Annotated in this window: 14 protein-coding genes and 1 pseudogene; 6 read left to right on the plus strand and 9 right to left on the minus strand. The window is 42.6% G+C overall.

Going from position 1 to position 15,274, the window contains the following annotated elements; genetic code table 11:
- The first annotated feature begins 16 nt into the window (after nt 1–16).
- From PHE37_RS08160 to PHE37_RS08180, 5 genes are read left to right on the plus strand one after another with little or no spacing between them, the layout of a single operon-like run.
- Complete coding sequence (locus PHE37_RS08160) at nt 17–1,297, plus strand: TolC family protein (RefSeq protein WP_300008406.1); 1,281 nt, start codon at nt 17–19, stop codon at nt 1,295–1,297.
- Nucleotides 1,278–2,423 carry an efflux RND transporter periplasmic adaptor subunit gene (locus PHE37_RS08165; protein ID WP_300008408.1) on the plus strand — a complete coding sequence of 382 codons (1,146 nt, stop codon included), beginning with the start codon at nt 1,278–1,280 and terminating at the stop codon, nt 2,421–2,423. Before PHE37_RS08160 ends, PHE37_RS08165 begins: the two co-directional genes overlap by 20 nt.
- Nucleotides 2,420–3,556: an ABC transporter permease gene (locus PHE37_RS08170; protein ID WP_300008410.1), complete on the plus strand. Its 1,137-nt coding sequence runs from the start codon at nt 2,420–2,422 to the stop codon at nt 3,554–3,556. The genes PHE37_RS08165 and PHE37_RS08170 overlap by 4 nt, the downstream gene beginning before the upstream one ends.
- Nucleotides 3,557–4,255, plus strand: a complete 699-nt coding sequence (locus PHE37_RS08175) for an ABC transporter ATP-binding protein (protein ID WP_300008412.1) — start codon at nt 3,557–3,559, stop codon at nt 4,253–4,255.
- A 6-nt stretch (nt 4,256–4,261) separates the two neighbouring features.
- The gene (locus tag PHE37_RS08180) at nt 4,262–4,747 is read left to right on the plus strand and encodes an HPP family protein (RefSeq protein WP_300008414.1); all 486 of its coding nucleotides are present in this window, start codon (nt 4,262–4,264) and stop codon (nt 4,745–4,747) included.
- Nucleotides 4,748–4,759: 12 nt separating this feature from the next.
- Here the strand turns inward: PHE37_RS08180 and PHE37_RS08185 are convergent, their stop codons facing one another.
- The 8 genes from PHE37_RS08185 to PHE37_RS08220 form a co-directional block, all read right to left on the minus strand.
- Entirely contained in the window at nt 4,760–5,965 is a 1,206-nt protein-coding gene (locus PHE37_RS08185) for an NnrS family protein (RefSeq protein ID WP_300008416.1), read from the minus strand.
- Between the two features lie 103 nt (nt 5,966–6,068).
- Nucleotides 6,069–6,233, minus strand: a complete 165-nt coding sequence (nrdD, locus tag PHE37_RS08190) for an anaerobic ribonucleoside-triphosphate reductase (RefSeq protein WP_299997037.1) — start codon at nt 6,231–6,233, stop codon at nt 6,069–6,071.
- Nucleotides 6,234–6,254: 21 nt separating this feature from the next.
- On the minus strand, nt 6,255–7,895 hold the full coding sequence (locus tag PHE37_RS08195; protein WP_300008418.1) for a cytochrome D1 domain-containing protein: 1,641 nt from the start codon (nt 7,893–7,895) through the stop codon (nt 6,255–6,257).
- A gap of 141 nt (nt 7,896–8,036) precedes the next feature.
- Nucleotides 8,037–8,678: a Crp/Fnr family transcriptional regulator gene (locus PHE37_RS08200; RefSeq protein WP_299997031.1), complete on the minus strand. Its 642-nt coding sequence runs from the start codon at nt 8,676–8,678 to the stop codon at nt 8,037–8,039.
- Nucleotides 8,679–8,728: 50 nt separating this feature from the next.
- Nucleotides 8,729–10,933 (minus strand): TonB-dependent receptor, encoded by a 2,205-nt coding sequence (locus tag PHE37_RS08205; protein WP_299997028.1) that lies wholly within the window; start codon nt 10,931–10,933, stop codon nt 8,729–8,731.
- A gap of 135 nt (nt 10,934–11,068) precedes the next feature.
- Nucleotides 11,069–11,365: a c-type cytochrome gene (locus tag PHE37_RS08210; RefSeq protein ID WP_299997025.1), complete on the minus strand. Its 297-nt coding sequence runs from the start codon at nt 11,363–11,365 to the stop codon at nt 11,069–11,071.
- Between the two features lie 65 nt (nt 11,366–11,430).
- The gene (locus PHE37_RS08215) at nt 11,431–12,096 is read right to left on the minus strand and encodes an anaerobic ribonucleoside-triphosphate reductase activating protein (RefSeq protein ID WP_299997022.1); all 666 of its coding nucleotides are present in this window, start codon (nt 12,094–12,096) and stop codon (nt 11,431–11,433) included.
- A gap of 6 nt (nt 12,097–12,102) precedes the next feature.
- On the minus strand, nt 12,103–14,205 hold the full coding sequence (locus tag PHE37_RS08220) for a ribonucleoside triphosphate reductase (RefSeq protein WP_299997019.1): 2,103 nt from the start codon (nt 14,203–14,205) through the stop codon (nt 12,103–12,105).
- Nucleotides 14,206–14,465: 260 nt separating this feature from the next.
- Here PHE37_RS08220 and PHE37_RS08225 point away from each other — a divergent pair, with 260 nt between their 5' ends.
- Nucleotides 14,466–14,870, plus strand: a complete 405-nt coding sequence (locus PHE37_RS08225; protein WP_299997016.1) for a hypothetical protein — start codon at nt 14,466–14,468, stop codon at nt 14,868–14,870.
- 217 nt (nt 14,871–15,087) lie between these two features.
- Here the strand turns inward: PHE37_RS08225 and PHE37_RS08230 are convergent.
- Nucleotides 15,088–15,274 (minus strand): annotated as a pseudogene (locus tag PHE37_RS08230) (hypothetical protein); the annotation flags it as partial.

A 15,274-nucleotide genomic window follows, 5' to 3' on the forward strand; every position in this document is an offset into this window, starting at 1 on the left:
ATTAAACAGGTGTAATATGCAGCGGATTCTTTTTTATTTAACCTTTAGTATCACTATGCATGCGTCAGTATTGAGCGTCGAAGATGCCGTTGCGATGGCATTAAAAAACCATCCTGACGCATATGCCGCATCGATGCGGTATGAGAGTGCCAAAGCTGATTCCCGCAGCATTCAAGCGGCGTTGCGTCCCCGCATAGATCTAAACGGTGAATATTTTCCGACAAAAACATTTGTAATGCCCGCAAACGGCGTTTTTTCGACACGCCAAAATGATGCGTTTCATGCCGATATCAGTGCATCATATACATTATGGGATTTTGGACGGACGAGAGATCGTTACCATGCATCTTTGAGCAGTGAAGAGGAATCCGGCGCCAATAAAGAGACGATTCAAAATGCTCTGATTGAGCAGGTATGGTTTCAGTATTACTCTTTGGGGTATATCGCTTCGGTGATTGATACCGCAGAACTATCGGTCCGTTTTTATCAGGCACAGCTCAATCAAGCAACAGGCATGCGTCAGGCGGGATTGAAAACATTAGCGGATGAATCACGGTTCAAAGCCTCATTAATGGAAGCTGAAGAGCGTCTTAGAGCTGCCCATGCCGCCTGGGATAAAACACAAAACGCCTTAGGACTTCTGATCGGAAGCAATGAGAAGTTTACTGTCGATAACAATGATTTGAAAAAGCGCGCTTTAGAGATACCATCGATAGCACAGAGTGAAAACCTCCGTGCGGATATGAGTGCTTCTAACCCTCAGCTCGCTGCGCTAAGAGCTAAGATAGAGCATTCTAAAGCTCTGTTTGATGCCCAAAATAAAGAATCTTACGGGACGGTATCGATTGTAGGTTCTTACGGATATGACAACTCTCTCTCCTCATATGACAGTTCTCAACTGGGGATTCGAGGGACTATTCCCCTCTATGATGGGAGAAAATTATCGGCGGATGCGGAAAAAAGCAAAATTGCTTTGGATATTGCACACAAAGAATATGAGAGCGCTGAAAAAGCTCTATGGCAAGAGTTATACAGTTCTTATCGTGATTTCAACCGTGCCGATGAGACAATCGCCGCCAAAGACGGAGTCATCGATGCAAACCAAAAGGCATTAGCGCTCTCGGAAGGTCGGTATGCACAAGGTTTGGCAACGTATGTGGATGTTTTGGAATCGCAAAATGCGTTAGATAATGCCCGTATCGAGTATGCGGAAGCAAATTTTCTGAAAATACAAGCTTGGGCGCACATACAGCGTTTATTGAATAAGGGGTGTGAAAATGATGTTTGCAAACATTAAGCCGGTATTGATCGGTATCGGTGCAGCGGTTATCCTCGGAGGCTTGGGTTATACCAAGGTATATCTTCCTAAAGTGACGTATGACTCGGTGTTAGCGAAAGAGGGGAATCTGACCGAAAATGTCAACGGAGTCGGAACACTGGAGGCCAAAGAGATTATACTTCTCGCTCCTAAAAGTACCTCAAAAATCGGGGCACTTTATGTCGACGAAGGGGATCATGTCAAGAGAGGGGCCGTATTGGCACGAATGGAACTCTCCGATTTGGCAGGAAATAAAATCGAAAGTGCGGCTCTTATCGATAAAAGCCACTCGCAAATGGGTTCTCAAAAAGCCCTTATCGATGATTTAACGGCCAAAAAAGAGTTGAGCGATGCAACCTTGAAGCGTTATCGAACTCTGATAAAGGGAGGCTTTGTGACACAGGCTGAGCTCGATGGTGCTGAGGCACAAGCTCGCAGTGCCAATGCCCTTTTGGTGAGTGCACAGGAGAATTTGGCGCAGTCGGTACATGAGGTACAAAGAGCAGAGGGATCGTTAAGCGCACTCAATGCCAAAATCAATGATCTCTCCCTCTCTTCTCCTATCGACGGAATTGTTGTTTCTCGCGAAGCGGAAGTCGGAAGTACGGTGGGGGCAGGCATGGCCATATTACGAATCGCAAATCCTAAGACAGTGTGGGTAAAAGCGTATATTGATGAGCGCCAAAGCGGGTTACTGCGAGTAGGGCAAAAGGGATTTGTTACCCTTCGTTCGACACATAAGCGCAAATGGCCGGCGGTTGTGAGCCGAATAGGTGTCGAGAGCGATCGAATAACGGAAGAACGTGTTGTTTATCTCACACTGCAGGAGACCCCTGAACCGCTATATCTTGCCGAACAAGCCGAAGTGGAGATTATTATCGCCAATTATTCTAATGCTCTGATTCTCCCTGCAGAAGCTATTGTCTATAATGAGGATAATTCAGGAGTTTGGATGTCGGATAACGGCAAAGCGGTGTTCCATCCGGTATATGTTCTTGGACATAACAGCGATGGCAATGTGGCCATTTCTGGACTGGAGAAAGGGAGCCGTGTCATTTTGATCGGAAACCGCCCCATGAAAACAGGAGACAAGGTTCGTCTATGATCAATTTGGCACAGCGTGATATTTCCCACTCTCTGGGAAAATTCATTACGACCGCATTAGGTGTAGGGATGCTCATCGGTGTTATGCTGATTATGCTCGGGGTATATCGCGGAATGGTGCATGACGCGATGATCGTCCCCAATGATCTGAAGGCCGATTTGTGGGTTGTCCAAAAAGATACATTGGGACCATTTGCTGAAAGCTCCCGTTTACATGAAGATCTAAAATACGCGTTGAGCGGATTTACAGGAGTTGAAAAGGTTTATCCACTCACATTTCAGAGTCTTCAGATCATTCAAAATAAAAAGCCGATACGGGTATATGCACTGGGGTATGAATCATTAAGCGGTTTTACCCCTTTTCGTCTCGTCGAGGGGAGGGCAATATCGATTGCTCATCAGGAAATCATTGTTGATATAAAAACCGGATTTAAACTCGGAGATTCCATCTCTTTAGGGCGCAATACCTATAGGGTTGTCGGTCTTACCAAAAAAGCAGTCTCATCAGGAGGGGACCCGATGATTTATCTGGATCTCTCTGAAGCGCAAGAACTACAGTTTTTATTTAGCAATGAACAAATCCGCAATGACCGTTTCAGAGGTGGAGAAGCATCAGCTACTGCTATGGTCAATACATTTGTCTTAAAGGTTAAAAAAGGATTTGATCCCATAGCTGTAGCGCAAGAAATAAAGCGGTGGAAACATCAGGAAGTCTATACCGAAGAAGAACAGGCCTCGATTCTCACGACGAATTTGATTGAACGTTCTGCGAAGCAGATAGGGATGTTTACCGTTATTTTACTCATTGTTTCTTCGGTGATTATCTCACTAATCATTTATACGATGACCATGGGAAAAATAAAAGAGATTGCTATTTTGAAACTGATCGGAGCTCCCAACAGTGTCATTACTAGAATGATTGGACAGCAGTCACTGCTTCTGGGGGGGATCGCTTTTATAGGCGGGAATATTTTTGCACATGCGAGTGCCGATATCTTTCCAAAGACGATTGTCCTTTTCTATTCGGATGCAGCCAAACTTTTTGTTGTGGTTATCATCATCAGTATACTAGCCTCTCTTTCCGGGATACGTTCGGCACTGAATGTTGATCCTGCCAGTGCGATCGGGGGATAAATGAAACGCTCTATTATACGGTTGGAACAGATTCATAAAACCTATGGAAATGGGGATAGTGCCGTTACAGCGATTAAAGAGGCCAATTTTGAAGTTTATTCGGGTGAAACGGTCGCATTGCTCGGTCCCAGCGGTTCCGGGAAAACTACATTGATTACGATGATCGGATGTATTACGGAACCCTCAGGCGGGAAGCTATTTTTGGATAATGAGCTGATATATGATCAAAAATGGCAGGTAAAGGATACTCGACGGATTCGTCGTGAAAATATCGGCTTTATTTTTCAATCGCACAATTTGATACCGTTTCTAAATGTCTTGGAAAATGTGACATTGGTTCCGCAAATGAATAAAATTACCAAAAACAAGGCCGATACGCATGCCAAAGAGCTCTTGGATTATTTAGGAGTAGGCGATAAACTAGAGAAAATGCCTTCACAGCTTTCAGGGGGGCAGAGTCAACGTGTGGCGATCGCCCGTTCGTTGGCAAATAATCCAAAAATAATTTTAGCGGACGAACCCACTGCGGCGTTGGACTCCGAACGGGCGCTGTCGGTTATGCAGCTGTTGAAAAAACTCTCTATCGAGCAGGATGTAGCGATTATTGTCGTTACCCATGATGAACGGATGCTGCCGTTGTTTGACCGGATTTTACGCGTTGAAGATGGACGTGTTTATGAAGAGACAAAAGAGAGATGAAGTAGTTTGAATAAAAATTCTATACATAATGTCAAAAAAAATCTACTTGACCGTTTTACAGAGAGTGTAATTCCTGGAATAGGTGCTTTTTTTGGGCTCTCTTTTATCGGGTTAATTGCTCAATCGGTTCATCAAATGCTCATTATAGCCCCATTTGGGGCGACTGCTGTTCTCCTTTACAGCGCACCGGAAAGCCAGTTTTCGAAGCCATGGAATGTTTTAGTGAGTTACTTGCTATCAACGATCATCGGTTTTTTGATTTTGCGTTACAGCAACGGTCAATGGCTTGCTATCGGCGGGGGATTTGGTATTGTCATTATACTGATGCATGTATTTAAAGCAATCCATCCGCCTGCAGGAGCCAATTTCTTAATCGTCACGCAAGGGCATATAACCTTTTATTTATTGTGGCCGCTTTTTATCGGTCTAATAACGTTGGTTATTATCGGGATTGGCTTGCATAAAATACGAAAAAAAATAACAATTCGATAGAGGAAACCGAAGTTATTTTTTACCAAAAACAAGAGTTTTTCCGTACCGTGCGCCCCAGACAATAAATAAAAGAATCCATCCGCACGCCGCCGCATCAAATAACCATGGATGAGAGCCTCCGAATGCCGTATCTACAGAGAGTGCCAAGCGCACGATAACAATCACCTGTGTCCACCAAAACAACGCGATGGCTACTTTACCCGCATCCGGCGACTGGCCGGAATGCCCGAGAGTGACGCGTGTACCGAAACCGATCAGTATGGTAGTTAAAAACCCTAACGCCAAGAGATGAATCTCTGCAAATAAGAAACTGACGTTGTAGATCATCTCGATAATTTGGAGTAATGAGCCGATAAAAAGTCCTATTGGGAGCCAGAAGAGGGCGAGATGAAGAATCCAAATGATTGCCGGTGAGTTAAACGGATGGAGTTTCCATCGCAAAAACTCGCGAAGCAGATAAAGAGATAGGAGCATACCGATAATCGCTTCTCCTACCGTGAAGTCAATGAGCGCGAAAAACGTTTTAATGATGAACGCACTGAATACTATTTCGACAAAATATTTCGTTTTAGGCTCCTGAGAATGGCTGAAAAATGGGATCATGCGCTGAGCGACAGAAAAGGTGAGGAACACAAAGAAGAAATTTACGATAATGGGCGGGATCAGAGCAAACCAGTTGTGAAAATTCCAAACTAGAGAGATGCCGAAGGCAATGATCCACAAAAGATGTGTTATAAGGGTAATACCATGTGCAACTAATATCCAAAAAGGGTCTTGTTTGACCGGTGATTGTCCGATTTTATAAATCCAATAAAGCGCAAAAATTGCCATAGAATGGGCGAATAACACGGCAACCATCGCAAATAGCGTTAACCACTCCGAAAACAGCGAACCTGCAAAAAAGAGTACAGCGCCTATTTGATAAAGCCAGACGATACGAATATAAGCCTCTTTCGGAATTGCCATCGTAGAACAAAAGCGAGGGAAGGTCGTAAATAGAAAACCGTGAAAAAATTGGGCGAAGACCAGGAATGCAAGGGAATAAAGATGGAACTGGTTTTCACTTATACTGAGAGTAATGATTCCTTTATGAGATAGTACAAAAAGTACCATTGATACAATGGCCCATAAAAGACCGAAAACAAAAAATGGCTGATGCGGCTGGGAGAGAAAATAGTTTTGTTTTTGAGGCAATGGAGCCGTCGAAAAAGTAGACATTGTAAATTCCTTATAAAGTATACGGGAGTATATCGAGTTAGGAAATATGAGGTATTGACGAAGGTCAAGAAATGATCCCCTCTATTGAGGAGGGGAAAAATATTTAAGAAACTTTTTTGTCTTCACAAAAATGGATTCGATCTTTATGCTCTTGTTTTTTGCCGATGTTGAAACTTTCAACCGGACGATGGTAGCCCATTACTCGAGTATAAACAACGCATTTTGTACGTTTAGACGAATGTGTATTTAAGATGGCATCTGTTTTCATAGTATCTCCTTATTTGATTAATTATGCACCCGGAAGATCCATTCTATGCTCAATGGAATAGGTAAAAGTTGGTGTTGTTAACCCGGTAATCTGGGTAACGTATTCTCCGGTTTTAGCGTTGAACACCAATATTCTGCCGCAGGTCCAATCCGAAACATACATATGCTCGCCATGTGCTGAAGGTTCTCCGTGGAGCAATCGAGGGGTGATGAGTTCACCCTTTTCATTTTTAACTGCGCCGATATCCCACTCTTTAATTACTTTTAGATTATTCGGATCGATGAGCTGAACCGTTCCCTCTTTAGTAGCTTGAATAATACGTCCGACCATCAAGGTCTCTTTATCTACAAGATCAATTTTGTTGTAATTGTCTTCACCGCCTATGACATTGTCCGCCCATAAAAACGGTGTATGCTCGTTAGTTCCGATAAAAAGTCCGCCGCCCGCTGTTTTAGTGTGTTTCAAGACATGCCATTGATTATCCCAAATCGTGACATCTCCTACGTTCATGTTGACTGTTGCATGAAGCTGTTTGCCCAGTTTTTCATTGTACCAGCTCGAGCCCTGTCCTGGATGCGGCTTGCTTCCCGGTCCTGTATAGACTTTGTCCGCCAATGTTTTGGTTTTAAAATCGACGATTCCCATCACATCACTTCCTTGTGAAGCGATCATATAGTAGCGACCTACCTCTTCACCTTCATTCAAAAAGGCATCGTGCAATATTCTACCGATTTTAGGAATATCGCCGACGATTGGGAAATCCGGTTTGCTGTAATCGACTATATAGACGTGGCCTGCATCTTTAAGAGCAAATGCAATATACGGACCGTACGGGGTATCGGCAATCGATGCAACACGTGAAGATTTGATGTTACCATCCATGTCTTCGACTTGATCAGTAGAGTAGACTTTCAGAGGTTTAAGTGTCATGGCATCCAAAAGTACTGCACCGCCTGGAACATAGTTTCCTGCCATCAAATAGCGACCGTCAGGAGTACACGCGAGTCCACGGCTGTCACTTCCAACACGTATTTTAGCGATGATCGGCTGCCCAGGTGCGTTTAGATCAAACATGTTTACCCATCCGTCACGGCTGATATTGTAGACATAACGAGGAATACGTTTATTTACAACTGTAACGTGGGTCGCAAAACCGGAGCTGTGTTTTGAGAGGACTTTATTGGTTGTACCGTCGATAAAACCAACTTTTGACGCATCACGTTCGGTAAAAACAACAATGTCCTGAACGCTTTTGACATCAGTCGGTTTTGGATATTTTTTATATAATTCTTCTCTGTTTTCGAGGACTTGATAGGTAGCAGCAACATCTTCAATGGTAAGTTTGGTTAACTGTTTTGCTTCGTATTTTAATAGGTATTGAACCATTTTATCGGCATCATCGCTGGTGAATTTGCTTTTAAATGAAGGCATTGCTGTACCGGCTCTACCGCTTAGGATTGTGTCTCTGAGGAAATAATCCCCTTTTTTCCCGATTGCTTTAGGATCAAGAGAACTCCCTACACCACCTTCATGATTGGGTCCATGACACCCCTGGCACTCTTTTTCAAACATTTGGGCTACATCCATTTTTGAATCTCCTGCCATGAGCGGAAGGGTCGCAAAAATAACGCCCGCAAGGGTTATACCAAGAATTTTTTTCATTCGTCACTCCTTGTACTTCTTAAATATGGATAATGCATACACTTTATTGATTTTACGATAAAGCTTTTAGATACCCATCTAAGTTAGTGTACTCGAAAAGGGTCCGTAGCTTCATTGATATAAATCAAATTTTGAAAACTTTCATGTAAAAAGCTCTTTTAATCCCTCCCGATTTAAAATGGTGAAATTTTTTCCTTCATCGCTGATCAAACCGAGAATTTTGATTTTTTTAAAAGAGCGTGAAAGTGTTTCAGGGGTAAGCCCCAAAATAGTTGCAATTTTATGTCGTCTGGTTGAATCAGAAATGTCTCCATTCTCATACAGGAATTTCGCCACTCGTGAAGTTGCGTCCAGTGCCAGTCGCGTTGTAATAATGTTTTCGAGGTATTTTAGTTTTTGTGTCAGGGATTTTATCAATTCAAAAGATATCGTAGGATTCTTCAAAAAATCACGCTCAAAAAGGGGATAGTCGATTTCAAATACATATCCTTCCGTTTGAAACTCGGCGGTTGCAGGAAACGGTATATGGTAGAGGTTCGCCATCTCTGCAACCAGTGATACAGGATAAAAATAGTGAAGAACAATTTCATTTTCTTTCATATCGGTTTTATAGGCTTTAATGATACCTTTAATCAGAATATAGAGTTTTTCAGAAGAAGCACCCTCATAAAACAGAGTTTGACCGCTTTGATAGTGCCGGAATTTGCCAATCGATGCCAACTGAGCCAAATCGTCTTTATTAAGGTGAGAAAAAAGAAAAATAGTTTTTAATTGATCCAACATTGTATGTTCCTTTTAACAGTTTTACTGAGATTTATATGTAATGAATCGGGTCAAATTTTTAGATTGATTTGGGCAAACCATGCCCGTGCTTCCCCTTTTTCATAACTGTAATACTCAGTATTCAAAAGGTTGGTGACAGCGAGATCAAGATCGATATTTTTATTGACCCTGTATCCAATTTTCGTGTTAAAAATACCTACCCCGTCGATAGAACCGTATACGTTTGAAGCGGTATCGCTGTTATCGGAATTGTTGTAGATTTTGGATTGGTAGTTGTAATTGATCAAAGCATAATAATGTTGATTATCATAACTGAGAGAAACATTGACCATGTTCTCAGGTATACCGGCAAAACGTTTACCGATTAAAGCAGGATCGATGGTATCTTCTAAAATTTTGGTATAGGTTTTAGTATAGTTGGTATTGAGTGTAAAATCGTATTTCAGTGGTTGAAAATATGCAAGTTCATACCCTTGGCTTCTGGCTTTACCAACGTTAATTCGTTCATAATAACTTTTACCGCCGATGAGAATCGGAGGTTTTGTCGAGATCATGTCTTCGATAATCGTATGAAACCAATAGGCTTTAAAAAGACCATTTTGCGGTGTTTTTTGTTCCACTCCAAAATCATATGATTGGCTTTGTTCAGGATTTAGATCTGGGTTCGCCATATAAACACGATTGATCGCGGCAATTTCATAAGTTCGGTAGAGATTGACCGGATCAGGCGCTCGGAAGGCTTTCCCCCAGGAAGTTTTGAGAGTCGTATCTTCGCTTGCTTGATAATTGAGTGATACTTTTGGAGAAAAATTGTGTGCGTGTTGGGTAGGGTAGTTTTGATTGAGTGTTGTATTGGAAGTATTCGCATCGGAAACATACCCATCGTACCCTTTCCATGATTCAAAACGTCCACCAATATTGGTGGAAAGTGTATTGGTGATATCACTTTGAATTTCAGCAAACCCAGCGATAATCCGTTCTTTCCCCCCTGAACTCGAAGTCATGAGTATTTTTGTATCCTCATCTCTCCAATCCGATAGCGTATTGGTGTCTGAAATCGACGTGTTACGTTTGTATTCTCCTCCTAAAAGCAGTAATGAATTTCCTATCGCTTTTTGCCACGTCGCGTGGAGCATAGTATTTTTTGCTTCCCTGGGGGTTACGGTGCCGCTTCCCCCGTTTTGTGTTGCCGTTGTCCCTGCCAATGTATACCAATCTTTCACCGACAACAGTGAATAGCGGATATCAAAGGTAGAGTCTGAAAAATTATGGAGGTAATCGATAGTGTAAAGATCACTGGTTAAATCGTTCTGGCCTTGTAAAAATTTACTTTCTTTTAAACCGGTAGAGGGAGAACCCGGATAGGAAAAAACCGTATTGCCCGATGAATCCTGCGTAATATACGATTGTGGATCAGAATAGCTAACATGATAATGTGATTGCCGATAGGAGGCGTTGATTGTGTCTTTGTTAGTCGGCGTGTAGACCAATTTGGTAGACAAATCGTATTTATTGACACCCCGGTTACCAGCATTGCCTACAATCCATTGCGTTGTACTTGGAACGGGGGAAGATGTTTCATGAATATAACCGCTATACCCTGTTTTTGGTTGGGTTACGGTTACAAAATCGGATCGGTATCCGTCTGTACCAAGCGCGCTATAACTTATTTTAAATTTTAATCCATCGGTAATTTTATCAGCTGCCGATACATATATCTTTGTTAAATTTGCTTGAGCTTCACCACCGCTGAATGCATCTCCATAGCCGATACTCGCCTTGTACTCAGGTGTATTTGGCATTCGGGTAATATAATTGATAACCCCGCCCATAGCACTACTGCCATATAGGCTCGAAAATGGTCCTCGGATCACTTCAACCCGTTCCAAGTCTTCAGGCAAAACAATATAGGGAGTTGAGGTGCTGCTCGTGTAGCTGGTGTTCATAGGTATCCCATCCAGCAATATCATTGTACGTGATTGATCCGGAACTCCGCGGAGCACTACGGTAGGATTCACATCCGATAGTCCTCTATGTTCTATTGCCGTAACCCCTTCTAGCCCTTTGACAACCTCTTTGAGATGATCTGCTGGCAACAAACCAATCGCTTCTTTTGAAATGACACTGACACTCCCGGGAGCATCTTGAAGAGTAGTTTCAGTTTGGGTTGCCGTTATGATGATCGGATCTAAAGTGATTCCATCAGCTATTAAATAAGTCGCGGAAAGTAATGAAAGCATGATGGTTTTTTTCATGTTTGCTCCTATTGTATAAGTAATTTTGGAATAGGAGTTCGTGCAAGCAGTATAGTGCTTTATCAGTGCTGACCTTAAGGAGGGTTTTTTTAATCTATACTGCTCGAACCAACCCCCACACGAGGGGGGAGGGTATTATTTACCGATATGGGCTGCCAAAGCTGTGATCTGTGCATCATTTAATGATGCTACTTGACCTTTCATAACCGCTTTGGATGCTGCACCGTAGCTTCCGTCTTTATAGCCTTTCAATGCGGCTGTAATTTGACTTTTAGTCATATCTTTGATAATTTTACTTTTGCCTAATGCCGCTTTTTCACCTTGTGCCCCATGACAGACTGCACATTTTTTAAAAAGATCTGCACCTTCATCCGCCATAGATGTACTCCATAGACCAAACAATACGCTTACCGCGATTAACACTTTTTTCATTGCAAACTCCTACAAAAAGAATACGTCATTGTAAAGCGTTTAAAGAAGAAAGTCTTTGATATAGGTCAATTGCGCAGTGTGACATAACGTTCTAGCAATGGGTAGTCGATAAGATGTCGGGAAGAGGGGAGAGTGCCCAGTGTTGGGACGCCGTCACGAAAAAGCTGTACATAAAACGGACGCGTGTAGCCTTCTTGCAAAAGATTCTCAGCCATACTGATGATGTGTGCTTCACTAAGCAGATCAGGATGATAGGTAGTTCGTACTTCAAAATCAACGGCATATCTTTGGAGCAGGCGAAAGCTCTCCCAAAATCTGGATTCGCTCCCGCCGCCACAGATTCGGCTCATTTCAGAAGAGGGGGCTTTGTAATCGAGTGCAACGTAATCCAAAAGAGATTCATCCAGTAGTACTTGAATGACATCAGGACGCATGGCGTTGGTATCAAGTTTGATTTTATAACCGAGTGCTTTGATAGAACGGCAAAAAGGGACGAGATTGGGATAGAGGGTGGCTTCTCCACCACTCAGGACGACTCCTTCGAGCAGGCCTTGCCGTTTAGTCAAGAAAGAGAGAGCTGTTTCTTCATCAATCTTTGCAGTACCTAGAACGATATCGGGGTTATAGCAATAGGTACAGCGAAGATTGCACCCTGCAAACCACAAAATGGCGGCAGGTATATCAGGGAAATCTAGAAGGGTAAACGGCGTCAAATCATAAAGGGCTTTCATCGGACATCACGCTGACTCTTTGAGAAGGATTTCGGTATCGCATTTAGGGCAGTATTCGTGTTCGCCGTTGAGATACCCGTGTACGGGACAGACTGAGAAAGTCGGAGTCACGGTGATATAAGGAAGACGGAAATTGGTAATGACATTTTTAACCATGCGACGGCAGGCTTCGCCTGAGCTCAAACGCTCGCCCATATAAAGATGCAAAACCGTACCGCCCGTATAGCGGCATTGCAACTCGTCTTGCAGCGTAAGTGCTTCGAACGGATCGGAGGTGAGATCGACGGGGAGCTGAGAACTGTTCGTATAATAAATATTTTCCCCTTCGCCAGCTTGGAGGATATCGGGGTAACGTTTGATGTCTTCTTTAGCAAAACGATAGGTTGTCCCTTCTGCAGGGGTGGCTTCGAGGTTGTAGAGATTGCCGCTTTTTTCCTGAAATGCGCGCATTTTTTCACGCATATGATCGAGAATAGAGAGGGCAAACTCCGTTCCCCATTGCGTTGCTATCGTTTCAGTATCATTGGTCATGTTGCGAATCATTTCGTTCATTCCGTTGACGCCGATGGTAGAGAAATGGTTATGAAACCCTTTCAAATAGCGTGCGGTATAGGGATAAAGCCCTCGTTTGAACATATCTTGGACAAAAACCCGCTTTTTTTCCAGTGTGGAATAGGCGATATCGATAAGTTTATCGAGTTCTTCTAAAAGCTGTGTCTGGTTATTTTTGTATAAATACCCCAAGCGTGCCATATTGATGGTAACGACACCGATGCTTCCCGTCATCTCGGCGCTTCCGAATAGACCGCCGCCGCGTTTGAGCAGTTCGCGCAAATCAAGCTGCAGTCTGCAGCACATGCTTCGAACATGTCCGGGCTTGTAGGCATGAGGATTTTCAATCGGATTTCCGTTTTCGTCACGTAGATATTGGCTGCCGATAAAATTTTGGAAATAGCTGGAACCTATTTTGGCGGTATTTTCAAACAGCACATCGGTATTTGGGCCGTACCAGTCGAAATCTTCCGTGATATTGACGGTTGGGATCGGAAACGTAAACGGTGCGCCGGTCGCATCCCCTTCGCTCATTACTTCATAAAAGGCTCGGTTGATCTGATCCATTTCAGACTGAAAATCCGAATAGGTGAGATCGTCCAATGATCTTTTATCCCGTTCAAACAGTTTACGCTGATGATGGGCGGTAAACGGGAAATCGTGAAACAGATGAAGATCATTGCATGTCGGAAACTGTTGTGCCAGATCATCCGGTACTGTCCAATCCAGTGTGATATTGGTAAAGGGTGATTGTCCCCAACGTGCCGGGACATTGAGGTTATAAACAAATCCACGGATTGCTTTTTTGATTTCAATAAATGAGAGCTCATCGGCAAAAACATAGGGAGCCAAATAGGTGTCAAAAGAACTAAATGCCTGTGCACCTGCCCACTCGGACTGCAAAATTCCTAAAAAATTGGCCATTTGTCCGAGAGCTTCTCTAAAATGGCGCGGAGGAGTGCTCTCAACTCGTCCACGAACGCCGTTGAACCCTTCATTAAGCAGTGCTCTGAGGCTCCATCCGGCGCAATATCCTGTTAAACAGTCAAGATCATGGATGTGGATGTCACCGTTACGATGAGCTGCACCTTCATGTGGAGCATAGACTTTATCGAGCCAAAAATTAGCGATGACTTTGCCCGCGAGGTTATTCACCAATCCGGCATTGGAATAGCCTGTATTGGCATTCGCATTGACACGCCAATCGGATTTGTGAATGTATTCTTCGACGCTTTGGGTGGAGTTGACATAGGTAGTGTCATTTCCTAACCCTAAAATGTGTTCACGCTGCATTTTGTGCAGAAAACGATAGGTAATAAAGGATTTCATAACTTCAAAATAACCCGCATGATAGAGGGTACGTTCGATAATATCTTGAATGGCTTCTACTTCGAAAACATTGTCATATAAAACGGTAAACAAAACTTCGGTACTAACATGATCATCCACCGCGACAAAAACGCTTTCGAACGCTTTTTCGATTGCGTCCCTGATTTTAAAGGGGTAAAACGGTTCTGTGGAACCGTCCCGTTTAACTACATGTGTGATTGGATCCATAGGCGTATCTTCCTTTTACGTTAAGTCTTACTTTTGAATGAAACATTTTAATTGATTCGGTAATAAATGTCTTTGACCTTTGTCAATTGTTGTCGGGTAAGAACTGGAATGCGTTCGAATCTCCCTCGATATTAATTACCTATTCTACAAACTTCAAAAACTTAATTTCTCTTTTACAAGGTACATACACATAAAAAAATTATATTTATTTAATGAATTATCAACTACAGTGTAGTATTGGTTCGTCAAGGAAGGTTTATATGCGTAAAAAAATATTAATCAGCATTGTTGCGGCATTGACTTTAACCATGAATGCTTGGGCAATTGAATATAGTTTAAAAGACAATATGCTCAAACTTAACAGTTATATGATACAGATGCAGGCCGCATTTATAGAAGGTAATAAAGACAAAGCTGTAAGAACAGCAAATGCCCTGAATGGAGAAGCTAAAATACTTTTTGGTGATGAAAATCTTATGGCAACTTTACTTCCAAAAGGTAAAGAAAATAAAGTCCGCATTGCGTTGATGTCATCTCGAACGATCGATGATGATGTTGTAATAATCAATGCAAGTATGAATACTGGGCATTGGGAAACTGCACAAAATGCATATTTAGATATTCAAAAAACATGTATGCGCTGTCACACCCTTATACGCGACTGATAACAGCAGACTATTTCAGCCCGAACTCTTTACCAGTCAGAATGAAGCATTGTCTGTATTACTGTTGGTGATTTATGGATATTTTGCTTAGACAAAGAGAGAAATAATTAGCGAGAGAACGAAAAAAGTGTCTATTTTAGGGGGTTTATAGTTTTTTGTGGTGATTGTTTAGAAGAGATGATTTTTATTTTCATGCCCCGTAGGGCATGAAAAAAGATTAGAATTTATAATCGATTTGCAACCAGATTTTGCTGACGTCAGCGGTATATCCGGTGACATCACCGCCTTTGTAAAAAGCGGCTTTGGCAAGTCCATTAAGCCCTTTGACTCCCGGAACGGCATTGGTGTAGAGCATATCCCATTCGCTTCCGAGATCGTTTTTTCCGCCCATGGTTACATCAGTT

It is taken from the genome of Sulfuricurvum sp., from assembly GCF_028681615.1.
Classification (GTDB): Bacteria; Campylobacterota; Campylobacteria; order Campylobacterales; family Sulfurimonadaceae; genus Sulfuricurvum.

Excerpts from the sequence above, each read along its gene's own strand:
- PHE37_RS08160 (WP_300008406.1), top strand. The coding sequence starts at position 17 with ATGCAGCGGATTCTTTTTTATTTAACCTTTAGTATCACTATGCATGCG.
- PHE37_RS08165 (WP_300008408.1), top strand. The coding sequence starts at position 1,278 with ATGATGTTTGCAAACATTAAGCCGGTATTGATCGGTATCGGTGCAGCG.
- PHE37_RS08170 (WP_300008410.1), top strand. The coding sequence starts at position 2,420 with ATGATCAATTTGGCACAGCGTGATATTTCCCACTCTCTGGGAAAATTC.
- PHE37_RS08175 (WP_300008412.1), top strand. The coding sequence starts at position 3,557 with ATGAAACGCTCTATTATACGGTTGGAACAGATTCATAAAACCTATGGA.
- PHE37_RS08185 (WP_300008416.1), bottom strand. The coding sequence starts at position 5,965 with ATGTCTACTTTTTCGACGGCTCCATTGCCTCAAAAACAAAACTATTTT.
- nrdD (WP_299997037.1), bottom strand. The coding sequence starts at position 6,233 with ATGAAAACAGATGCCATCTTAAATACACATTCGTCTAAACGTACAAAA.
- PHE37_RS08195 (WP_300008418.1), bottom strand. The coding sequence starts at position 7,895 with ATGAAAAAAATTCTTGGTATAACCCTTGCGGGCGTTATTTTTGCGACC.
- PHE37_RS08200 (WP_299997031.1), bottom strand. The coding sequence starts at position 8,678 with ATGTTGGATCAATTAAAAACTATTTTTCTTTTTTCTCACCTTAATAAA.
- PHE37_RS08205 (WP_299997028.1), bottom strand. The coding sequence starts at position 10,933 with ATGAAAAAAACCATCATGCTTTCATTACTTTCCGCGACTTATTTAATA.
- PHE37_RS08210 (WP_299997025.1), bottom strand. The coding sequence starts at position 11,365 with ATGAAAAAAGTGTTAATCGCGGTAAGCGTATTGTTTGGTCTATGGAGT.
- PHE37_RS08215 (WP_299997022.1), bottom strand. The coding sequence starts at position 12,096 with ATGAAAGCCCTTTATGATTTGACGCCGTTTACCCTTCTAGATTTCCCT.
- PHE37_RS08220 (WP_299997019.1), bottom strand. The coding sequence starts at position 14,205 with ATGGATCCAATCACACATGTAGTTAAACGGGACGGTTCCACAGAACCG.
- PHE37_RS08225 (WP_299997016.1), top strand. The coding sequence starts at position 14,466 with ATGCGTAAAAAAATATTAATCAGCATTGTTGCGGCATTGACTTTAACC.